Origin of the sequence: Roseivivax sp. GX 12232, assembly GCF_021272185.1 — a bacterium.
Lineage (GTDB): Bacteria > Pseudomonadota > Alphaproteobacteria > Rhodobacterales > Rhodobacteraceae > Roseivivax.
Map to the genome: position 1 here is coordinate 677,590 of NZ_JAJSEC010000001.1, position 22,080 is coordinate 699,669.

The following is a 22,080-nucleotide window of genomic DNA, read 5'->3' on the forward strand; positions in this document are numbered from 1 at the left end:
GCTCTGAAGGCTCTGAAGGCTCTGAAGGCTCTGAAGGCTCTGAAGCGGCGTGGCCCGAACGTCAGCGACGGTCCACCGGGTTTCACTCCAAGCCCTAACAAACAGCCCCAGCCAACTGCCTAGAGCATCCCCACCCTCAAACCACCTCCCCATCCGACAACCGCCGCAAAAAATCCTCCGCCTCGTTCCGGATCGTCTCCTGCTTCTCCGCGCCCATCCGGTCCCAGGTCGCATACATCTGCGCCATCCGCGGGTTCTTCGCGAATCGCTCCCGGTGGCGGTCCATGAAATGCCAGTAAAGGAGGTTGAACGGGCAGGCCCCCTCGCCGGTCTTGGTCTTCACGCTGTAGGCGCAGTCGCCGCAGTAATCCGACATCCGGTCGATATAGCTGCCCGAGGAGACATAGGGCTTCGAGGCGATCACCCCGCCGTCTGCGAACTGGCTCATGCCCACGGTATTGGGCGCGGTCACCCATTCGAAGGCGTCGAAATAGACCCGCATGTACCACTCCTCGACCTCGGCCGGGTCGATGCCCGCCAGAAGCGCGAAGTTGCCGGTGACCATGAGCCGCTGGATGTGATGGGCATAGGCCTCCTCGCGGGTCTGTTCCACGGCCTTCGCAAGACACCGCATCCGGGTCTCCGCCCCCCAGTAAAGCGGCGGCAACCCGCGCTGGTGGTTCAGCCAATTGCGCCGGGGATACTCCGGGCCCTCGCGGAAATAGATCGCCCGCATGTATTCGCGCCAGCCGATCACCTGGCGGATGAAGCCCTCGGCGGCATTGATCGGCACATCGCCTGCGCGCCAGGCCGCCTCGACCGCGTCGCAGACCTCGCGCGGGTCGAGGAGCCCGATGTTCATGTAGCCCGAGATCACCCCGTGATAGAGAAAGCGCTCCTCCCCCATCATGGCGTCCTGGTAGTCGCCGAAGCGCGGCAGGGCGGTCTTGACGAAATGCGTCAGCGCCCGGCGCGCCTCGCCCTGGTCGGTGGCGAACCAAAAAGGCCGGGTCTCGCCGAAGCTGTTGCCGAAGCGGCGCTCGACGAGGTCCAGCACCTCCTCGACCGTCTCGTCGGGGGTAAAGCGCATCGGCCCCGAGGCCGCGATCTCGCCCGGGGCGGGCTTGCGGTTGTCGTGGTCGAAGTTCCACTGGCCGCCCGCGGGCTTGCCCTCCTCCATGAGGTAGCCCGTGGATTTGCGCATCTCGCGGTAGAAATACTCCATTCGGAGGCTCTTGCGGCCCCGCGCCCAATCCTCGAACCAGTCGAGATCGGTGAGGAAGCGGTCGTCGGTCAGCTGGGTGACCTTCAGCCCCATCTCGTCGAGCGCGGCGATCAGGCGGAACTCACCGGGCTGGGTGGCGATCACCTCGCTGGCGCCCAGCTCCTCGGCCCGGCGCAAGAGCTCGCCCGGGATCGAGCCGCTGTTCTCGGTGTCGTCGAGCGCGGTGTAGCGCAGCTCCCAGCCCGCGTCGCGCAGCCGCGCCGCGAACTTGCGCATGGCGGCGAAGATCAGCGCGATCTTCTTGGGGTGATGGGCGACATAGCCCGCCTCCTCGGCGACCTCGGCCATGACCACCACGTCGCGCTCGGGGTCGGCCGCGCGCAGCGCCGAGAGCCCCTCGGAGAGCTGATCGCCCAGGACCAGGACCAGCCGGCTCACCAGGGGATCTCCGAGAAGGCGTAGTCGTAGAAGCCGCCGGTATGCGTGGGCTCGAGCTGTTCCAGCACGTCGGCCAGCCGCGTCGCGGCCTCGCCGGGGCTCACGGTCGGGTGCTTGTCGGCGTATTTCTCGGTGAAGGCCGTGGCCACGGTGCCGGGATGCAGCGTCACGCAGGCCAGGTGCCGGTGCGAACGGGCGAACTCCACCGCCGCGCCATGCACGAGCTGGTTCACCGCCGCCTTGGCGGTGCGGTAGGAATACCAGCCGCCGATCTGGTTGTCGCCGATCGAGCCGACCCGCGCCGAGAGCACCGCCATGACCGCGCGCTCGCGCCGGGGCACCAACGGCAGGGCGTGTTTCAGGACCAGCGCCGGGCCCAGCGCGTTCAGCCGGAACTGCGCCAGCGCCGCCTCGGGGTCGAGCTCGCGGATGGTCTTCTCGGGCCGCGCGCCGCCGATCTCGAGCGCGCCGGTGGCGCAGAAGACCAGGTGGTAGGGCCCCTCGAGCGCCCCAAGCGCCGCCGCGACCGAAGCCTCGTCGGTCACGTCCAGCCCGTCGCGGGACCGCGACAGCCCGGTCACCTCCATGCCCCGCTCTTCCAGCTCGGCGGCCAGAGCCGATCCGATGCCGCCCGAGGCGCCTATCACCAATGCGCGTTCCATGCCGCCGGACCTAGCCGCGCCCTCCCCCGCGTCCAGCGCCGCGACAGTCGACCGCAGCCCGCGCGCGCCGCCCCACGCATGGCCCGTCGCGCGCCCTCACCAGCCCGCACACCCCCACCCAGGCCTGACCGGGCTGAAAATACCTCTCGGGGGAGCGCGAGGGGGCAGACAGCCCCCTCGCCCTCACCAAAGAACGCCACAGCATGGCCCGGCGCGCCCCCCTCACCTTCCCACGCAACCACCCCCAGGCTTGACCGGGCCACAAATACCTCTCGGGGGAGCGCGAGGGGGCAGACAGCCCCCTCGCTCCCTCAACGGGCTCCAAGGTCAGACAAAAGCACCAACCGCCAAACCCAGCGCCAGAAAAACCGGACCGCACCACCCCTCAGCCGAAGGGATCCTCCGGGTAGCCCACCCCCATCAGGTAAAGCCCCTGCGGCGGCGCGACCGGCCCGCAGGCGGCGCGGTCGGCGGCGGCGAGCGCGCGGGCCACGTCCTCGGGTGCCCAGGCGCCGGCGCCCACGCGCTCCAGCGTGCCCACGAAGGAGCGCACCTGGTTGTGCAGGAAGGAGCGCGCGCGCAGGGCGAAGCGGATCTCGCGCCCGGCCTCGGTCTCGCGCTCGGTGATCTCCAGCGCGTCGAGGGTCTTCACCGGGCTTTTCGCCTGGCACATGGTCGAGCGGAAGGTGGTGAAATCATGCTTGCCGACCAGATACGCGGCGCCCGCGCGCATGGCCTCGAGGTCGAGGGGTTTCTGCACCTGCCAGACATGGCCCGCCTCCAGCACCGCCCGGGCGCGGCGGTTCAGCACCCGGAAGAGATAGCGCCGCTCGCCGGCGGAGAAGCGGGCGTGGAAGTCCTCGCTCACCCGCGCGGCGGCGCGGATCGCCACGGGGGCGGGCTTCAGGTGGTAGTTCAGCGCCTCCTGCAGGCGGAAGGGCGTCCAGTCCTTGGCCAGATCCGCATGGGCGACCTGGCCGCGGGCATGCACGCCCGAATCCGTCCGGCCGGCCGCGGCGATCGTATGCGGGCCGGGCTCGAGACGCGCGAGCGCGGCCTCGATCGCGCCCTGCACCGAGGGCTGATCGGCCTGGCGCTGCCACCCGGCGAAGGGGGCGCCGTCATATTCCACCAAGAGCGCGTAACGGGGCATGGAACCTGCGCCTAGCCAAAGCCGGGGCGCGCGGCAAGAGGGCGGCGCGGGCGAAGCCCCGGCCCACCGCAACCGCCCGGCGCTCTGGCAGCCCGGCGCGCAAGCGCTTATCTTCCCCCGAGGCAAGGCAAAACAGGCGCAAGCGGAACGCGGAGGCGGTTTGATTTTCGACGAGCTGGCAGACAGGCTGACGCGCGGCGCCGAGGCCGTGGGCGACCGGGTCTCGGGGGCCTTCTTCGAGCCGGTGATCCGGCTCGGGGTGACCGGGCTCGCGCGGTCGGGCAAGACGGTCTTCATCACCGCGCTGATCGCCAACCTGATGGAGCGCGGCCGCATGGGCCAGCTCGCCGCCGCCGCCGAGGGGCGGATCACCGCGGCCTACCTGCAGCCCCAGCCCGACGACACGCTGCCGCGCTTCGACTACGAGACGCATCTGGCCGCCCTGACCTCGGCCAGCCCGCATTGGCCCGAGAGCACCCGGGCCATCTCGGAGCTGCGGCTCTCGCTGCGGGTCAAGCCGACGGGGTTCCTGGGCGGCTTCCAGGGGCCGCGGACGGTGCATCTCGACATCGTGGATTACCCCGGCGAATGGCTGCTCGACCTGGCGCTTCTGGAGAAAAGCTACGCCGAGTGGTCGCGCGAGACCCTGGCGCGGCTCGAAGCGCGGGACACGGCGGAGGACTTCCGCGCGGCCCTTTCCGAGACCGACCCCGGCGCGCCGCTCGAGGAGGCCCGCGCCCAGGCGCTGGCCCAGCGCTTCACGCGCTACCTGCAGGCGGCGCGCGAGGCGGGCTATTCCGACTGCACCCCGGGGCGCTTCCTGCTGCCCGGCGATCTCGCGGGCTCGCCGGTCCTGACCTTCGCGCCGCTGCCGCCCGGCGGCTCGGCCCCGCGCCGCTCGCTCTACCGCGAGTTCGAGCGCCGCTACGAGGCTTACAAGTCCCGCGTCGTCAAACCCTTCTTCCGCGACCACTTCGCCCGGATCGACCGGCAGGTGGTGCTGGTCGATGCCCTGGGCGCGGTGCACAAGGGGCCCGAGGCGCTCGAGGATCTGACCCGCACCATGGCGGAGATCCTGACCGCCTTCCGCCCCGGCCCCAATGCCTTCCTGAGCCAGCTTCTGCGCGGGCGGCGGGTGGAGCGCATCCTCTTCGCCGCGACCAAGGCCGACCACCTGCACCACAGCCAGCACGACCGGCTGGCGCGGCTGATGCAGGCGATGACGCGGGCGGCCTCGGACCGGGCGGAGTTCGCCGGTGCCAAGACCCGCGCCATGGCACTCGCGAGCCTGCGCGCCACCGTCGAGGAGAGCCGCGAGGTCAAGGGCGAACGGCTCGACTGCGTGCGCGGGCGGCTCCTGGAGACCGGCCGCGAGGCGGCGCTCTGGCCGGGCGAGCTGCCCGAGGATCCGCGCGCGCTCCTGAACGGCGGCGCGGGCGACTGGCTGGCGGGCGACTACGGCGGCATGGGCTTCGCGCCCGCACCCCTGTCGCTGCGCCCCGGCGACGGGCCGCCGCACATCCGGCTCGACCGCGCCGCCGAATTCCTGATCGGAGACCGCCTGTGAGCGAGCGCAAACGCCCCGTCCTGATCGAGCTCGACGAGAGCAGCCCCGCCGCCCCCGGCCCCGCCGAGGCGCCGCCGGTGCCCGAGACCGGCCCGGGCGGCGCCCCGCCCGAAGGCGCGGCCATGGCCGCCGCCGCGGCGCTGGCGGGGCGCCGCACCTCGCGGCTGGCGCGCTGGTTCTGGGGGCTTGCAGGCGCGATCCTGGTCTCGGTCCTCTCGGTCGCGGCCTGGGGCTTCGTCACCGGGCTGATCGCCGCCAACCCGATCCTCGGCTGGCTGATGACCGGGCTTTTCGGGCTGTTCCTGCTGGTCTGCCTGATGATCGCGGTGAAGGAGATGTCGGCCTTTGCCCGGCTGGCGCGGCTCGACCGGCTGCAGCGCAAGGCCGAGACGGCGCGCTCGGGGCAGAACCTCGACAGCGCGCGCGAGGTGATCTCGGGGCTGATGACGCTTTATGCGGGCCGCGAGGATGCCCGCTGGGGCCGCGAGCGGCTGGCCGAACGCCAGGCCGAGGTGCTCGACGCCGAGGCGCTGCTGGCGCTGGGGGAACGCGAGCTGCTCGCCCCGCTCGACGCCCGCGCCGAGGCCGAGGTCAAGGCGGCCGCCCGGCAGGTCGCGGCGGTCACCGCGCTGGTGCCCCTGGCCTTCGCCGATGTGGCCGCGGCGCTCTCGGCGAACCTGCGGATGATCCGGCGCATCGCCGAGATCTACGGCGGCCGCTCGGGCACGCTCGGGGCCTGGCGGCTGACGCGGGCGGTCTTCTCGCATCTCGTAGCCACCGGCGCGGTGGCGGTGGGCGACGACATGATCGAGCCGATCCTCGGCGGCGGGCTTTTGGCGCGGGTGTCGCGGCGCTTCGGCGAGGGGCTGGTGAACGGCGCGCTGACCGCCCGGGTGGGCGTCGCCGCCATGGAGGTCTGCCGCCCCCTGCCCTTCACGCCCGAGCGCCGCCCCTCGGTGCGGCGCATCGTGACGACCAGCCTGACGGGGCTGTTCGAGAAGAAGTCCGGCGGGGCCTGAGGCGGGTTCGGCGGCGGCCTTTTGGCGGTCGCTTGGCCGAAGCGGTGCGCCGATGGCGGGGCGTTCGGCGCGAAGGGCTACCCGTAGACAGGCCCGGCCTCCCGCCCCACGCGCAGCCGCCCGCTATCCGACCCGAACAAACAGGCCCGCCCCACTCCGGGACGGGCCTTCGCGTGGCTCAGGCCGCCGAGGCGCTTACTGCGCGGCGTCACCGGCCGGGGCGGCGCCTTCCTCGGCCGCGGGGGCGGTCGGGGCCGCCTCGCCCTGAGCCGGGGCCGCGCCATCCGCCGGTGCGGCGCTGTCGTCCGCCGGGGTGGTCTCGACCGGACCGGTGCCGCCGCCGATCACGCTGAAGCCGAAGATCAGCGCGACGATCAGCCCGAGCACCACGAAGATGCCCGAAAGCGCGCTCCGGCCCGAGCGCGGCGCGGCGATCGGGTCCTTCACCTGCCCGGTGTAGGGGTTCATGTCGTGGCGCGTGTGGTCGCTATAGGCCATGTCTGGTTCCTTTCGCTGGCTGCGCCCCCGGTGGGCCCTTGTCTGGGCCTTGCGCGCCGCAGCGGGGATGCGGCGGCGGGGGCACCGGGGACAGTCTGGACCACAAACGCGCCACGCCGAGCGCCGGGTTCGCGCCCTGCCCCGGCTGGGCCAGCGCCCGCCGAAAGCCGCCCCGCGCCCCGGCCGGTTCCCGCCGCGCCGCACCGCGGCAGGGCCCGGCCCCCTGCCCGCGGGCGGATTTCCGCCCGTCCGCGCGCCGGTTTCCGCCGGAACACCCCCATCCCCACGCCCTCTGGACCATCGCCCCGCCCGCGCCTATAACCCCGGCCAAGATGACCCTGATCCCGATCATCCAGCGAATTATCTGCCCGGCGCCGTGCTGATACGGTCCGCCGGGACAAAGGCGTCTGCCCCGCCGCGCCGCCCCTCATCGTGACACCCCAATTCCGTTTCCGAGGACGCCCGAAATGTGCGCCGACACCGTGACCGACACGCCTGACTACAAGGACACGCTGAGCCTTCCCAAGACCGATTTCCCGATGCGCGCGGGCCTGCCCAAGCGCGAACCCGACTGGCTCGCCCGCTGGGAGGAGATCGGCGTCTACGACCGCCTGCGCGACAAGGCCGAGGACCGCCCGGCCTTCACGCTGCACGACGGCCCGCCCTATGCCAACGGCCACCTGCACATCGGCCACGCGCTGAACAAGGTGCTGAAGGACATGGTGGTGCGCTCGCAGCAGATGATGGGCCGCGACGCGCGCTACATCCCCGGCTGGGACTGCCACGGCCTGCCGATCGAATGGAAGATCGAGGAGCAGTACCGCGCCAAGGGCATGGACAAGGACGCCGTCGACATCGTCGACTTCCGGCAGGAGTGCCGCAAGTTTGCCGAGGGCTGGATCGACGTGCAGCGCGACGAGTTCAAGCGGCTCGGCGTCACCGGCGCCTGGGACCGGCCCTATCTGACCATGGACTACCGCGCCGAGCGCATCATCGCCGGCGAGTTCCAGAAGTTCTTGATGAACGGCACGCTCTACCAGGGCTCCAAGCCGGTCATGTGGTCGCCGATCGAGAAGACCGCCCTGGCCGAGGCCGAGGTCGAATACCACGACAAGGAAAGCTTCACGATCTGGGTGAAATTCCCGGTGGTGGACTTCTCCCTGCCCGAGGCCGACGTCTCGGACGAAGAGGCCAGCGACGCCGAACGCGAGGCCGTGGTGCAGGCCCGCGCCGAGGCGCGCGAGACCTTCGTCGGCGCCAATGTGGTGATCTGGACCACCACGCCCTGGACCATCCCCTCGAACAAGGCCGTGGTCTTCGGCGAGGACTTCTCCTACGGGCTCTACGAGGTCACCGGCACGCCCGAGGAATGCTGGGCCTCGGTGGGCGAGCGGTTCATCCTGGCCGACAAGCTGGCCGAGCAGACCTTCACCCGTGCCCGCCTCGAGGAAGGCCAGTGGCGCCGCCTCCGCGACGTGACGCCCGCGCAGCTTGCGGCGCTGAAGCTCGCCCACCCGCTGGCCGGGGCCGAGGGCGGCGAGGGCGAATGGGACGGGCTGCGCGACTTCCGCGCCGCCGATTTCGTCACCGACGAGGAAGGCACCGGCTTCGTGCATTGCGCGCCCTCGCACGGGATGGAGGAATACGACCTCTACCGCGGGCTGGGGATGCTCGACCAGGTGATCACCTACAACGTGATGGACGACGGCTCCTTCCGCGAGGACCTGCCGTTCTTCGGCGGCACCCGGATCCTCAAGGAGAACGGCAAGGAGGGGAACGCCAACAAGGCGGTGATCGACAAGCTCGTCGAGGTCGGCGGCCTCTTGGCGCGCGGCAAGATCAAGCACTCCTACCCGCATTCCTGGCGCTCCAAGGCGCCGGTGATCTACCGCAACACGCCGCAATGGTTCGCCGCCATCGACCGCGACGTGGGCGACGGGCAGGACGCGCTCGGCACCACGATCCGAAAGCGCGCGCTGACCGCCATCGACCAGGTGACCTGGACGCCGCGTTCGGGCCGCAACCGCCTGCACGCGATGATGGAGGCGCGGCCCGACTGGGTGCTCTCGCGCCAGCGCGCCTGGGGCGTGCCGCTGACCTGCTTCACCAAGAAGGGCGCGCGGCCGACCGACCCGGGGTTCCTCCTGCGCGACGAGACCGTGAACGCCCGCATCCTCGAGGCCTTCGAGACCGAGGGCGCGGACGCCTGGTACAAGGAAGGCGCCAAGGAGCGTTTCCTCGGCAACGACTACGACCCGAACGACTGGGAGCAGGTCTTCGACATCCTCGACGTCTGGTTCGACAGCGGCTCGACCCATGCCTTCGTGCTGGACGACCGCGAGGACGGCGCCGCGGACGGGATCGCGGACCTCTACCTCGAGGGCACCGACCAGCACCGCGGCTGGTTCCACTCCTCGCTCCTGCAAAGCTGCGGCACCCGCGGCCGGGCCCCCTATCGCGGCGTGCTGACCCATGGTTTCACGCTCGACGAGAAGGGCAACAAGATGTCCAAGTCGCTGGGCAACACCATCGTCCCCGAGGAGGTGGTGAAGCAATACGGCGCCGACATCCTGCGGCTCTGGGTCAGCCAGTCGGACTACACCGCCGACCAACGCATCGGGCCGGAGATCCTGAAGGGCGTGGCCGACAGCTACCGCCGGCTGCGCAACACGCTGCGGTTCCTCTTGGGCAATGTCGCGCATTACGACCCCGCCCAGGCGGTGGCCCCCGCCGATATGCCCGAGCTGGAGCGGCTGATCCTGCACAAGCTCGCGGTGCTCGACGGCGTGGTGCGCGAGGGCTACGACGCCTATGACTTCCAGAAGGTCTTCCAGGCGATCTTCAACTTCGCCACCATCGACCTGTCATCCTTCTACTTCGACATCCGCAAGGACGCGCTTTACTGCGATCCCGAGGACAGCCTGGTGCGGCGCTCGGCGCTGACGGTCCTGGACCTGCTCTTCGAGCGGCTGACCACCTGGCTCGCGCCGGTCCTGGTCTTCACCATGGAGGAGGTCTGGCTCGAACGCTTCCCCGGGGCGGGCAGCTCGGTGCACCTGCAGGACATGCCCGAGACCCCGGCCGACTGGCGCGACGACGCGCTGGCCGAACGCTCCGAGGTGGTGCGCGCGGTGCGCCGCGTGGTCACCGGCGCGCTCGAGGAGAAGCGCCGCGACAAGGTGATCGGCGCCTCGCTCGAGGCCGCGCCTGTGGTGCATCTGACCGAGGAGGCCGCGGCGGTCGTGACCAACCCCGAGACCTTCGCGACGCTCTGCATCACCTCGGACATCACGCTGACCACCGATCCCGCCCCCGAGGGCGCCTATCGCCTGGCGGAGGTGCCGGGCATCGCGGTGGTCTTCGCCGAGGCCGAGGGCCAGAAGTGCCAGCGCTGCTGGAAGATCCTGCCGGACGTGGGCCAGCACGCCCATACCGATGTCTGCGCGCGTTGCGACGCCGCGCTCGACTGAGCCTGCGGCGCCCCACAAAGTTAAATAACTTTGTGGGGCGCCAAAATCTTATCTAAGATTCTGGCGCGGCCCGCGCCCCGAGCACTGGACAAGTCCGCAGAGAGACAGGACCATCCCGCGCATGAGCGACACGCCCACAGCCCAAGCCTACCAGGTCCTCGCTCGGAAATACCGGCCCGAGACCTTTGCCGATCTGGTCGGCCAGGACGCCATGGTGCGGACCCTGAAGAACGCCTTCGCCGCCGACCGCATCGCCCAGGCCTTCATCATGACCGGCATCCGCGGCACCGGGAAGACCACCACCGCGCGGATCATCGCCAAGGGCATGAACTGCATCGGCAGCGACGGCTCCGGCGGGCCCACGACCGACCCCTGCGGCCAGTGCGAGCATTGCCAGGCGATCATGGAAGGCCGCCATGTCGACGTCCTCGAGATGGACGCGGCCTCGAACACCGGCGTCGGCGACGTCCGCGAGATCATCGACAGCGTGCACTACCGGGCGGCCTCGGCGCGCTACAAGATCTACATCATCGACGAGGTTCACATGCTCTCCACGAGCGCGTTCAACGCGCTCCTGAAGACGCTGGAGGAACCCCCCGCCCATGTGAAGTTCATCTTTGCCACCACCGAGATCCGCAAGGTGCCGGTCACGGTGCTCTCGCGCTGCCAGCGCTTCGACCTGCGCCGGATCGAGCCCGAGGTGATGATCGGGCTGTTGCGCCGCATCGCCGACCGCGAGGAGGCGCAGATCGCCGAGGACGCGCTGGCGCTGATCACGCGGGCGGCCGAGGGCTCGGCGCGGGATGCGACCTCGCTTCTCGACCAGGCGATCAGCCATGGCGCCGGCGAGACCACCGCCGAGCAGGTCCGCGCGATGCTGGGGCTGGCCGACCGGGCCCGCGTGCTCGACCTCTTCGAGACCATCATGCGCGGCGATGCGGCGGGCGCCCTGGCGGAACTCTCGGCGCAATACGCCGATGGCGCCGATCCCATGGCGATCCTGCGCGACCTCGCCGAGATCACCCATTGGATTTCCGTGGTGAAGATCACCCCCGAGGCGGTCGAGGATCCGACCATCTCGCCCGAGGAGCGCACCCGCGGCCAGAGCCTGGCGCAGTCGCTCGGCATGCGGCCCCTGACGCGCATGTGGCAGATGCTGTTGAAGGCGCTCGAGGAGGTGGCCGCCGCGCCCAACGCCATGATGGGCGCCGAGATGGCGGTGATCCGGCTGACCCATGTGGCCGAGCTGCCCTCGCCCGAGGAGCTGCTGCGCAAGCTCCAGTCCGAGAGCCCGCCTCCCGGCCCGCCGGGCGGCGGTGGCGGCGGTGCCGGGCTGGGCGCCCGGGGCGGTGCCTCGGCGCAGCAGGGTGCCCAGGGCGCGCCCGCCCCCACCCATGCCGGGCCTTCGGGCCCCTCGGCGCAGTCGGGCTCGGCCGTCCGCGCGCTGGCCGCCGAGGAGGCCTTGGCGCGCTATCCGACCTTCGAGCATGTGATCGAGCTCATCCGCGCCCATCGCGACGGGGTGCTGCAGGTCGAGGTCGCGAAATACATCCGCCTTGCCGCCTATCAGCCCGGCCGGATCGAGTTCACCCCGACCGAGGATGCGCCCCAGGACCTGGCGCAGCGGCTCGGCGCGGCGCTCACCCGTTGGACCGGCAACCGCTGGGCGGTCACCCTGGTCAACGGCTGCGAGGCGCCGACGATCTACGAGACCGAACACGCCGCGGAGCTGGCGCTTGAACAGGAGGCCGCTGGCCACGACATGGTGAAGGCGGTCCTCGAGGCCTTTCCCAAGGCGCGCATCCTCAAGGTGCGCACTCCCGAGGAAGAGGCCCAGGAGGCCGAGGCCGAGGCGCTGCCCGAGGTCGAGGACGAATGGGACCCCTTCGAGGACGACTGACGGAACCGACGCGCGGGGCCCCGGAGGCCTCGGCGAGATTCAAAGGAGAGACGAGATGTTCAAGGGACTTGGCGGCCTGGGCGACATGGGCAAGATGATGAAGGCGGCCCAGGAGATGCAGGGCAAGATGGCCGAGCTGCAGGAAGAGATGCACAACATCGTGGTCGAGGGCGAGGCCGGTGCCGGCCTGGTGAAGGCGCGCTGCAGCGCCAAGGGCGACCTGAAGTCGCTCGACATCGACCCCTCGATCTTCAACGGCGACGACAAGGAAGTGGTCGAGGACCTGATCCTGGCGGCGATCAAGGACGCCCAGGCGCGCGCCCAGGAGCGCCAGCAGGAAGAGATGTCCAAGCTGACCGAGAGCCTGGGCCTGCCCAAGGACATGAACCTGCCGTTCTGAGGCCCGGGGATTTGGCCGAACGCTCCGAGATCGACGCCCTGATCGAGATGATGGCGAAGCTGCCGGGGCTCGGGCCGCGCTCGGCCCGGCGCGCCGTGTTGCATCTGATCCGCAAGCGCGCGGTGCTGCTGCAGCCCCTGGCCGAGCAGATGCAGGTGGTGGCACGGAGCGCCCGGGAATGCCTGAGCTGCGGCAATATCGGCACCACCGAGGTCTGCGGCATCTGCGCCGATCCGCGCCGCGCGAGCGGTATCCTCTGCGTGGTCGAGGATGTGGCCGACCTCTGGGCGATGGAGCGCTCGGGCGTCTTCAAGGGGCGCTACCACGTGCTGGGCGGCACGCTCTCGGCCCTGGACGCGGTGGGGCCCGAGGAGCTGCGCATCCCGAAGCTCGTGGAGCGGGTCTCCGAGGAGGGTGTCGAGGAGGTGGTCCTGGCGCTCAACGCCACCGTCGACGGGCAGACCACGGCGCATTACATCGCCGACCAGCTCGAGGGCTCGGGCGTGGCGCTGTCCTCGCTCGCGCAAGGCGTGCCGATCGGCGGGGAGCTCGACTACCTCGACGACGGCACGATCACCGCGGCGCTGAACGCGCGGAAGCGGATTTAGGGTTGCGGGCTGTTGGGCTTGGGCCGGTGGGCTTGGGCTGCGTCGGTTGGTGATGAGCTGGCAGGCCGGGTTGGTCTAGCGAGGGTGCCGAGGGTTGGTCCCTTGCGAGGCAGCGCGCTTTCTAGACACACACTTCTCAAAGTGACATTGCACGGATCTGGGATTTTCGCTCTCGGCCCCAAGGGCAAGGCCCCGTTGAGTCACGCAACCCGCGTTCGGCGGCTTGTTGCCCCCTGAACCCGCGCAGCAATCACCTCCCCAACACAAAGCGCGACCGCTCGCCCCCTCCCAAAACGCTCCCACGTCGCCCCCTCTCCCAACAGAGGGCGCGCGCCGGACCGGGGGCCGGCGCTGCCGACCTGTGAGCTCCAGCGCTTTATCCCGGCAAGGTCAGGACTAGAGAAAGGCTAAGCGCACCACCCACAAGAGCGCCGGCCCAAGGGGCCGGTCCGGCGCGCGCCCGGCACCTTCGGTGCTGTTCGGGCGCAAGGGGGGTGCGGGTGGTGAGTGGCGTGCGATGTGTCGGCGGGGCGGTGCGGCGCAAGGCCCCGTTGGTGGACACCAACTCCCCCCCCAAACAAAAAAGGCCCGCGCCAGCGGCACGGGCCCTTCCGAACGCTTCGAACCCCGGCCTCAGCCGCGCTCGTTCTCGTCCTCGTCTTCCTCGTCGTCGCTGCTCTCCGGCAGGTTGAAGAAGGACTCCGCGTCGGCGTAGTTCTCGTTGCCGCCCGAGGTGCCCTCGTCCTCGTCCTCGCCGCGCGGGTCGGAGAGCGAGAAGCTCTCCAGCCCCTCGATCGAGGAGGGCAGCCGCGGCTCGGTGTCCATGCCCAGCGACTGCTCGGTCGAGACGAGCTTGCGGCGCTCGTCGTCGTTCATCACCTGCTCCTTGCCCTTGGAGGCCTTGGCCACCGCGGCATCCAGCTCGGACTGGCGGCAGAGCCCCAGCGCCACCGGGTCGATGGGCTGCAGGTTGGAGATGTTCCAATGCGTGCGCTCGCGGATCGACTGGATCGTCGGCTTGGTGGTGCCGACGAGCTTGGAGATCTGGCCGTCCGACAGCTCGGGGTGGAACTTCACCAGCCAGAGGATCGCCGCCGGGCGGTCCTGCCGCTTGGAGAGCGGCGTGTAGCGCGGGCCGCGCCGCTTGTCCTCGTCGACCGCGGCGGGGTTGTGCTTCAGCTTCAGCTTGTGCAGCGGATCGGTCTCGGCCTTGTCGATGTCGTCCTGGGTCAGCTGGTTGTTGGCGACCGGGTCGAAGCCCTTCACGCCCCCGGCCACGTCGCCATCCGCGATGCCCTGGATCTCGAGCTCGTGCATGCCGGTGAAATCGGCGATCTGCTTGAAGGTCAGGGTCGTGTTGTCGACGAGCCAGACCGCGGTGGCCTTGGGATGCAACAGCTTGGCCATGATCTCTCCTTCAATAGTCTTTCTGCGCCCCCCAGGCTTCGGGCCCAGGGAGGTCCCGGGCGGTCCGGGACGGTTTCCGTTGTCGGGGAACTTGCGCGCTATATAGTCCGGCCATGCGTCGGATGAAAGAGCAAATCACCGCCCTGGCCTTGGGCCTCGCCCTGGCCCTGGGGGTCGTCCCGCCGGGCGCCGGCCCGGCCCGCGCCGAGGGCGAGCCCGCGGGCGTCTTCGACTACTACGTGCTGGCGCTTTCCTGGTCGCCGACCTGGTGTGCGCTCGAGGGCGACGCCCGCGGCTCGCCGCAATGCGCGCCCGAGCGCGACGCGGGCTGGATCCTGCACGGGCTCTGGCCGCAGTTCGAGGAGGGCTGGCCGGCCTATTGCCCGACCACGGAACGCCCGCCCTCGCGGGCCATGACCGGCGACATGGCGCGGATCATGGGCACCTCGGGGCTCGCCTGGCACCAGTGGAAGAAACACGGCACATGCTCGGGGCTGAGCGCGGCGGAGTATTACGCCAAGGCCGAGGCGGCCTTCGACAGCCTCACCCGCCCCGGGGTCTTCGCGCGGCTGGAACAGCCGGTGCGCCTGCCCGCGTCGCTCGTCGAGGAGGCCTTCCTGAAGGAAAACCCCGGGCTCGCGCCGGACATGCTGACGGTGACCTGCCGGTCAGGGCGGATCCAGGAGGCGCGGCTCTGCCTGACCCGCGACCTCGCGCCGCGCGACTGCGGGGCGGACGTGGTGCGGGACTGCCGGCTGGATGACGCGCTGATGGCGCCGATCCCCTGAGCGGGGCTCGCCGCGCGGGGGCTGGGCGCTGGGTGGCCCATCGGTCCGGTGGAGCGGTCGGGGAGCTGAGACCTGCTCTGGCGCTATGACCCCCGGCGGGCCTTGGCGGATGCGTGCGGGCGGCGGCACCACACACCGGCCCATCCAACCACCACGCGCCCCGCCCACACCAGCAACTCTCCGCCCCCAAGCCCAAGCCACATTCCGCCCAGCCTGCCCTCCAGCCCCCCCTGCGACAAAGGCAGCGCGAGATCGCATCTATACAGAGCCCGTCAAAGGCGCTAATGGGACGCCTTCGGGCCTCCGACCACGGCGGCCGCGGCGCGGCTCTTCCGCGCCGGCACTTTACTGAGAACGGTTCCCCCTCATGCTCCAGCCCCTATCCGATGCGCTCGCCGAGCGCGGTTACGACACGTTGACGCCGGTGCAGGAGGCGGTGACCGACCCCGCGCTGGCCGAGGCCGACCTCCTGGTCTCCGCGCAGACCGGCTCGGGCAAGACGGTGGGCTTCGGGCTGGCCATCGGGCCGACGCTGCTGGGCGACGCCGAGACCCTCGACCGGCCGGGCATCCCGCTGGCGCTGATCGTCGCGCCGACCCGCGAGTTGGCCTTCCAGGTCACCCGCGAGCTCGACTGGCTTTATGCCCGCACCGGCGCGCGGGTCACCGCCTGCGTCGGCGGCATGGACATGCGCGCCGAGCGCCGCGCGCTCGAGGCCGGGGCGCATATCGTCGTCGGCACGCCGGGGCGGCTTGTCGATCACATCCGGCGCGGGGCGCTGGACCTCTCGGGCCTGCGCGCGGTGGTGCTGGACGAGGCCGACGAGATGCTCGACCTGGGCTTCCGCGAGGACCTGGAGTTCATGCTGGGCGAGGCGCCCGAGACGCGCCGGACGCTTCTCTTCTCGGCCACCGTGCCGCCGGCCATCGTGACGCTGGCGCAGCACTACCAGCGCGAGGCGGTACGGGTGACCACCCTGTCGGAGCGCGGCCAGCACGCCGATATCGCCTACCAGGCGCTGCAGGTCGCCCCGCAGGACGCCGAGACCGCGATCATCAACGTGCTGCGCTTCCACGAAGCGCAGAACGCCATCGTCTTCGCCAATACCCGCGCCACGGTGAACCGGCTGACCGCGCGCTTTGCCAACCGCGGCTTCCAGGTGGTCTGCCTGTCGGGCGAGCTGAGCCAGGCCGAGCGCAGCCATGCGCTGCAGGCCATGCGCGACGGCCGCGCCCGGGTCTGCGTCGCCACCGACGTGGCGGCGCGCGGCATCGACCTGCCGAACCTCGAGCTGGTGATCCACGCCGAACTGCCGACCAACGCCGAGGGCCTGCTGCACCGCTCCGGCCGGACCGGCCGCGCGGGCCGCAAGGGTCTCTCGGCGCTGATCGTGCCGCCGAAGCTGACCAAGCGCGCCGAGCGGCTCCTGAAGAGCGCCCGGGTCAGCGCCGAATGGACCCAGGCGCCCGGCGCCGAGGAGATCCTGCGCCGCGACGAGGAGCGGCTCCTGGCCGATCCGACCTGGCAGGAGGCGATCTCCGAGGAGGAGGCCGGGTTTGCCACCCGCCTGCTCGAGAACCAGAGCCCCGAGGCCGTGGCCGCCGCCTACCTGCGGCTCTACCGCCAGAGCCATTCCGCCCCCGAGGAGCTGTCGGACCCCGAGGCGCGCCCCGCGCCCAAGGCCCGCGCGCCCTTCGGCCCGAGCGCCTGGGTGGCGCTCTCGGTCGGCCGCGACCAGCGCGCCGAGCCGCGCTGGATCCTGCCGCTTCTGTTGCGGGCCGGCGGGCTCGACAAGGCGGCGATCGGCGCGATCCGCGTGCAGCCGCGCGAGACCTTCGTGGAGATCGCCGAACCGGCGCTGCCGCTCCTGATGGAGAAGCTCGGCGCCGAGGGCGAGATCGAGGAGGGCCTGCGCCTGCGTCTGCTGGACGGGGCCCCCGACCTCGACCGCCCCGCCCCCGCCCCGCGCGACCGCAAACCGCGCCCCGAGCGTGGGGATCGGTTCGAGAAGGGTGATCGGCCTGCGAGGGGTGAGCGGTTCGAGAAGTCCGACCGCCCGGCACGGGGTGAGCGCTTCGAGAAGAGCGACCGACCCGCACGGAGCGACCGTTTCGAGAAATCCGACCGCCCGGCGCGTGGTGATCGGTTCGAGAAAGGCGACCGCCCCGCACGGGGCGATCGCTTCGAGAAGTCCGACCGCCCGGCGCGGAAGGACCGCTTCGACGCCTCCGAGCGGCCGCAGCGCAAGCCGCGTCCGGCGCAGGGCGAGGGCGAGGCGCGCAGTGCGGGCCCCCGCAAGGGCAAGCCCACGGACAAGGGCGAGGGGCGCGGCGCGCCCTGGGGCCCGAAGCCCCGCGGCAAGGGCCCTCAGCGGCCCATGGGCGCCAAGCCGAAGCCCGGGGCCAAGCGCCCCGAGCAAGGCGAGGCCGGACCTCGGCGCGGCAAGCCCAAGGCGCGCTTCGACCGCTGAGCGGGTTGCGCTCGATTTGAACTAGGAAAGGCGTCGACCTCAGCGGGTCGGCGCCTTTTTCTTTGGGTGGTTTGATGTGGGCTTGGGGCGTGAGGCACGGGCCTTGGCCTTGGCCTTGGCCTTGGCCTTGGCCTTGGCCAGCGATGATGCACGCGGTTAGGTCCGTCGAGTGCGCCAGCGCCTCAGCTGAACCTCGGCAACTTCAAACGCTGCCAGCCTCAGCCGCTCCAAGCGCCCCCTCACCCACCACACCCCGTCGCCGTCTCCGGCCCGGCGTAGGGCCGCAGCACCGAGGTGCTGAGCGCCCGCCCGTCGAAGCGCACCGCCAGGACCTCGCGCCAGGCGCCGTCGGCTAGGACCAGCGCGGGGCCCTCGGGGCAGGCGCGCAGGCCGCCGAAGATCCGGGGCTCGCCGATCCGGTGATTGCTGACGCCGGTGAGCCGCGCCACCTCGCGCAGGCCGTCCCCCTCGATGTGGAACAGGCGCAGCACGCGCGCCAGATGCGGGCGGTCGACATAGGCGATCTCGATCACCCCGTCGCCGTCGAGATCCCCCGCGCCCGCGGGCGCCAGCCAGCGGTGGGTCTGGCCGATGAAGGCGCCGCGCGCGAGCGGCACCAGCCCCGCGCCGTCGAACCGCCAGATGGCCAGCCGGGCGCCCTTTTCGGCATGGGTCTCGACGGTGATCACTTCCGGCGCGCCGTCGCCGGTCACATCGGCGAGCCGCGGCGCGGTGTCCTCGAAGACCATGGGCGCGTCCCAGTGCACCCGGTGGCGGCTGCCGTCGGTCAGCGTGACCACGAGGTCCTCGTATTCCACCGCGTCGCCCAGGACCCCGTGGGCGTAGCGCGTGGTCGGCCCGTCATAGCGGGCCGCGGCGATCTCCTGCGCCGCGATCGGCGCGGCAAGGCCCGAGAGCGCCAAGAGCGCCAGGAGCCCCGCCGCCAGCCGCATCTCAGATCTGCTTCTCGGGCATCTGCACCCGCAGCCCGTCGAGCGCGTCCGAGACCTTGAGCTGGCAGGTCAGCCGCGAGCGCGCCGGATCGGGCTCATAGGCGAAGTCGAGCATGTCCTCTTCCATGTCCTCCTTCGGGGGCAGCTTCTCGATCCAGGCGGGATCGACGTAGACATGGCAGGTGGAACAGGCGCAGGCGCCGCCGCAGTCGGCCTCGATGCCGGGAATGCCGTTGTCGCGCGCGCCCTCCATCACGGTCAGCCCGTTCTTCACGTCGACCTCGTGCTCGGTGCCGTTGAACTCGACATAGGTGATCTTCGCCATGGCGGCCGTTCTCCTCGTTTTCTGTTGCGCCTTACCTAGCAACCCTGCTGGCGGGATAAAGACCCCACGGGCCCGGATTGCCCCGAAGGGGCGGATGTTCTATATTCGTTCTCATGCAGATCCGTCCCTCCCGCCCCGCAGCCGCCGTCCGGGCCCGCGCCGACGGCAGCGACTGGCCGCGCCCGCCCGCCTGCCTGACGGCCGCCGAGCTCGACCTGCCGCCCGAGGGCGCGCGGGTGGCGGTGGCAGGGCTGGTGATCCTGCGCCAGCGGCCGGGCACCGCCAAGGGGGTGATCTTCATCACCCTCGAGGACGAGACCGGCGTGGTGAACGTGATCGTCTGGCGCAAGCTCTACGAACGCTTCCGCCGGGCGGTGATCTCGGGGCGGATGCTGCGGGTCACCGGGCGGCTCCAGCGCGAATCGGGCGTGACCCATGTCATCGCCGAGGAGGTCGAGGACATCTCGCCCCTGCTCGACCGGCTGCTCAGCGCCCCGGAGACGCTTTCCCGCGGGGCGGAAAGCGGCTAGTCTGCGCGCGACGACGCGGCAGAAAATCCAGAGCAGCCAATATGTTCCCCAAACCGGCCCGGACCGCCTGCCTGGTCACGACGCTTGCCCTGGCGGCCTGCGCGCCCGCCGGCCCCGGCGAGGAGGCCTCCGCGCGGCCCGGCTTCAACACCATGGGGCTCGGCGACGACGATTCCCGGCCCGCGCCCGAGGGCGGCTGCTACGCCACCGAGCGGGTGCCCGCGGTCTATGCCCAGGTGCCCGGCCAGGTGCAGGTCGTCCAGGCCGAGCGCGACGCCGAGGGCAATGTCACCGCGCCGCCGGTCTACCGCAACACGCTGGTGCCGAAGCTGGTCCGCCCGCGCGAGGAGATGCGCTTTCCCGCGCCCTGCCCGCCGGTCTTCACGCCGGAGTTCATCGCCTCGGTGCAGCGCGCGCTTTCGGCCCGGGGGCTCTACGCGGGCCCGGTGACAAGCCGGATGGACGCCCGGACCCGCGCCGCGATCCGCAGCTTCCAGGAGGCCCGGGGGCTCGAGAGCGACAAGCTGGCGCTGGAGACCGCGCGCGAGCTGGGCCTCGTCGCGGTGGAGCTGCCCGGGACGGAGGGGTAAGGGCGTGGCTTGGGGGTGGCGGTGACGGAGCATCCTCGCCGCCATTTCTGCCCGGTCGGCCCCCTCTAGATATCTGTAACTATTACAAAAAATGCCGGCGCCGAGCGCGGCCAGCGCCTGGTTGGCCGCCCTCTGGCCCTGCCCTGCCCGACCGGACTCAATCGCCCCGGGCTCGCGCCAGCACCGAGCATCGGCATCGGCATCGGCATCGGCATCGGCATCGGCATCGATGCAATTCCCCGCCCCACCCCGCAACGCAATAGGCCGGGCAAAAGCCCGGCCTACCGTCAGATCACAGGGTCGTCTCCGCGCCGCCTCGCGCGGCGAGCGGCTCACTCCTCGCCGAGGCTCAGCGCCACAAAGCGCGGGTCGTCGTTGCGGCGGATCAGCAGCAGGATCGAGGTCCGCCCGGCGTCGCGCGCCGCGGCGATCCGGTCCTCGAGGTCGGCGATCTCGGCGACCGGCGACTGGCCGGCCTCGGTGATCACGTCGCCCGCGCGCAGGCCCTTGTCGAAGGCCTCGCTGGCCTCGTCGACCTCGGTCACGACCAGCCCTTCGCTGCCCGGCTCGAAGCCGAACTCCTCGGCCAGCTCCGGGCTCGCGGGCGAGAGTGTCAGCCCCAGGAGGTCGGTCGAGCTGGGCGCCTCGGGCGCCTCCTCTTCCGGCGTTTCCTCGGAGCCCGAAGCCTCGGCATCCTCGCGGCGGCCCAGCGTGACCATCAGCGTCTCGGTCTCGCCCTCGCGGTTGACCACCACGCGCACGGTCTTGCCGACTTCGGTGTTGCCGACCTGGCGCACGAGGCTGCGGGTGTCCTCCACGTCGCGGCCGTCGAAGCGCACGATCACATCGCCCGAGAGCATGCCCGCGTCCTTGGCCGGGCCGTCGGGCACATCGGTCACCAGCGCCCCCGCGGCGGCGGCGAGGTCCATGGCCTCGGCCACGTCCTCGGTCACGTCCTGAATGCGCACGCCGAGCCAGCCGCGCCGGGTCTCGCCGAACTCGCGCAGCTGGTCGACCACCCGGGTCACCACGTTCGAGGCCATGGAGAAGCCGATGCCGATCGAGCCGCCGGTGGGCGAGAGGATCGCGGTGTTCACCCCGATGACCTCGCCCGAGAGGTTGAAGAGCGGCCCGCCCGAGTTGCCGCGATTGATCGCCGCGTCGGTCTGGATGTAGTCGTCATAGGTGCCCGAGAGCGCCCGGTTGCGCGCCGAGACGATGCCCGCAGAAACCGAGAAGCCCTGGCCCAGCGGGTTGCCCATGGCGATCACCCAGTCGCCCACCCGGGCGCCGTCGCTGTCGCCGAAGGAGACGAAGGGCAGCGCGGTCTCGGCCTCGACCTTGAGAAGCGCGATGTCGGTGTTGGGGTCGGTGCCGACCACCTCGGCGGGCAGCTCCTCGCCCGAGAAGAATTCGACCAGGATCTCGTCGGCGCCCTCGATGACGTGGTTGTTGGTGACCACGAAGCCATCCTCGGAGATCACGAAACCCGAACCCAGGGCCGAGGAGCGGCGCGGCCGCTGGCCGGGGCCGTTGCGGTCCTGGAACTCGCGGAAGAAATCCTCGAAGGGCGAGCCCTCGGGCACGATGCCCTCGGGTCCGGCGCGGCCTTCGACCATGGTTTCGGTGGTGATATTGACCACCGCCGGGCTGACCCGGTCGGCAAGATCGGCGAAGCTGCGCGGCGCGTTGCCCTGGGCCGCGGCGAAGACCGCCTGGGCCAGGAGGAACAGCACCGAGAGGCTGGCGATCCAGAAATAGCCAAGCGCGCGGCGCGCCAGGTCGTCGTCGCCGGTGCGGGCGATGGCAGATGCGTGAGAGGTCAATTCCGGCTCCCTTTACCTCGAAATCCCTGCGGCGGCCCGGCCTGACGGCGGGGCACCTGAGGAAAAGATAGGCGCTTTCCCGCAGCTCTCAAAGCGCGAAGCGTCGGGTCAAGAGCTTGTGAGACATGGAAAGCGCGGGGCGGCGCGGGAGGGGCCGTCCTGGGGGATCGGGTTGTGCGGGAGGTGGCGGCGCTTGGGGTGTGCGCGGCGTAGTCACCGGAGGCTCGGGCTCTGTCGGAGAGAACGGTGCG

General features: G+C 71.0%; 18 protein-coding genes. 10 read left to right on the forward strand and 8 right to left on the reverse strand.

Features of this window, described 5'->3' with window-relative positions; genetic code table 11:
- Positions 1–136: 136 nt before the first annotated feature.
- The 3 genes from LR948_RS03100 to truA form a co-directional block, all read right to left on the reverse strand.
- Entirely contained in the window at positions 137–1,663 is a 1,527-nt protein-coding gene (locus LR948_RS03100; RefSeq protein WP_232752455.1) for a cryptochrome/photolyase family protein, read from the reverse strand.
- Complete coding sequence (locus LR948_RS03105) at positions 1,660–2,325, reverse strand: SDR family NAD(P)-dependent oxidoreductase (protein ID WP_232752456.1); 666 nt, start codon at positions 2,323–2,325, stop codon at positions 1,660–1,662. Before LR948_RS03105 ends, LR948_RS03100 begins: the two co-directional genes overlap by 4 nt.
- 385 nt (positions 2,326–2,710) lie before the next feature.
- Entirely contained in the window at positions 2,711–3,478 is a 768-nt protein-coding gene (gene truA / locus LR948_RS03110; RefSeq protein ID WP_232752457.1) for a tRNA pseudouridine(38-40) synthase TruA, read from the reverse strand.
- Between the two features lie 160 nt (positions 3,479–3,638).
- Here truA and LR948_RS03115 point away from each other — a divergent pair, with 160 nt between their 5' ends.
- A complete protein-coding gene (locus tag LR948_RS03115; RefSeq protein WP_232752458.1) occupies positions 3,639–5,045 on the forward strand; it encodes a YcjX family protein in 1,407 nt (468 codons plus the stop codon).
- A complete protein-coding gene (locus tag LR948_RS03120) occupies positions 5,042–6,064 on the forward strand; it encodes a TIGR01620 family protein (RefSeq protein ID WP_232752459.1) in 1,023 nt (340 codons plus the stop codon). The genes LR948_RS03115 and LR948_RS03120 overlap by 4 nt, the downstream gene beginning before the upstream one ends.
- A 195-nt stretch (positions 6,065–6,259) precedes the next feature.
- Here LR948_RS03120 and LR948_RS03125 read toward each other — a convergent pair whose 3' ends face one another.
- The gene (locus LR948_RS03125) at positions 6,260–6,562 is read right to left on the reverse strand and encodes a hypothetical protein (protein WP_232752460.1); all 303 of its coding nucleotides are present in this window, start codon (positions 6,560–6,562) and stop codon (positions 6,260–6,262) included.
- Positions 6,563–7,029: 467 nt separating this feature from the next.
- On the opposite strand from LR948_RS03125, the gene ileS reads away from it, so the two are divergent.
- The 4 genes from ileS to recR all read left to right on the forward strand — a co-directional run bounded on the left by ileS (position 7,030) and on the right by recR (position 12,940).
- The gene (gene ileS / locus LR948_RS03130; RefSeq protein WP_232752461.1) at positions 7,030–10,032 is read left to right on the forward strand and encodes an isoleucine--tRNA ligase; all 3,003 of its coding nucleotides are present in this window, start codon (positions 7,030–7,032) and stop codon (positions 10,030–10,032) included.
- 112 nt (positions 10,033–10,144) lie between these two features.
- The gene (locus LR948_RS03135) at positions 10,145–11,932 is read left to right on the forward strand and encodes a DNA polymerase III subunit gamma/tau (RefSeq protein WP_370634865.1); all 1,788 of its coding nucleotides are present in this window, start codon (positions 10,145–10,147) and stop codon (positions 11,930–11,932) included.
- 55 nt (positions 11,933–11,987) lie between these two features.
- Positions 11,988–12,332: a YbaB/EbfC family nucleoid-associated protein gene (locus LR948_RS03140; protein WP_232752463.1), complete on the forward strand. Its 345-nt coding sequence runs from the start codon at positions 11,988–11,990 to the stop codon at positions 12,330–12,332.
- Positions 12,333–12,343: 11 nt separating this feature from the next.
- Complete coding sequence (recR, locus tag LR948_RS03145) at positions 12,344–12,940, forward strand: recombination mediator RecR (RefSeq protein WP_232752464.1); 597 nt, start codon at positions 12,344–12,346, stop codon at positions 12,938–12,940.
- A 633-nt stretch (positions 12,941–13,573) separates the two neighbouring features.
- On the opposite strand, the gene LR948_RS03150 is transcribed toward recR, so the two are convergent.
- Positions 13,574–14,347, reverse strand: a complete 774-nt coding sequence (locus LR948_RS03150) for a DUF1013 domain-containing protein (RefSeq protein ID WP_232752465.1) — start codon at positions 14,345–14,347, stop codon at positions 13,574–13,576.
- A gap of 122 nt (positions 14,348–14,469) precedes the next feature.
- On the opposite strand from LR948_RS03150, the gene LR948_RS03155 reads away from it, so the two are divergent.
- On the forward strand, positions 14,470–15,135 hold the full coding sequence (locus LR948_RS03155) for a ribonuclease T2 (RefSeq protein WP_232752466.1): 666 nt from the start codon (positions 14,470–14,472) through the stop codon (positions 15,133–15,135).
- A gap of 367 nt (positions 15,136–15,502) precedes the next feature.
- Complete coding sequence (locus LR948_RS03160) at positions 15,503–17,605, forward strand: DEAD/DEAH box helicase (RefSeq protein ID WP_232752467.1); 2,103 nt, start codon at positions 15,503–15,505, stop codon at positions 17,603–17,605.
- 239 nt (positions 17,606–17,844) lie between these two features.
- On the opposite strand, the gene LR948_RS03165 is transcribed toward LR948_RS03160, so the two are convergent.
- Together LR948_RS03165 and LR948_RS03170 are read right to left on the reverse strand one after the other, a co-directional pair.
- Positions 17,845–18,558: a VCBS repeat-containing protein gene (locus tag LR948_RS03165; RefSeq protein ID WP_232752468.1), complete on the reverse strand. Its 714-nt coding sequence runs from the start codon at positions 18,556–18,558 to the stop codon at positions 17,845–17,847.
- A 1-nt stretch (position 18,559) separates the two neighbouring features.
- Entirely contained in the window at positions 18,560–18,883 is a 324-nt protein-coding gene (locus LR948_RS03170) for a 2Fe-2S iron-sulfur cluster-binding protein (protein ID WP_232752469.1), read from the reverse strand.
- A gap of 113 nt (positions 18,884–18,996) precedes the next feature.
- Between LR948_RS03170 and LR948_RS03175 the strand changes: the two genes are divergently transcribed.
- Entirely contained in the window at positions 18,997–19,413 is a 417-nt protein-coding gene (locus tag LR948_RS03175) for an OB-fold nucleic acid binding domain-containing protein (protein WP_232752470.1), read from the forward strand.
- 41 nt (positions 19,414–19,454) lie between these two features.
- Entirely contained in the window at positions 19,455–20,003 is a 549-nt protein-coding gene (locus LR948_RS03180) for a peptidoglycan-binding protein (RefSeq protein ID WP_232752471.1), read from the forward strand.
- 332 nt (positions 20,004–20,335) lie between these two features.
- Here LR948_RS03180 and LR948_RS03185 read toward each other — a convergent pair whose 3' ends face one another.
- Positions 20,336–21,829 carry a Do family serine endopeptidase gene (locus LR948_RS03185; protein WP_370634854.1) on the reverse strand — a complete coding sequence of 498 codons (1,494 nt, stop codon included), beginning with the start codon at positions 21,827–21,829 and terminating at the stop codon, positions 20,336–20,338.
- Positions 21,830–22,080: the final 251 nt, after the last annotated feature.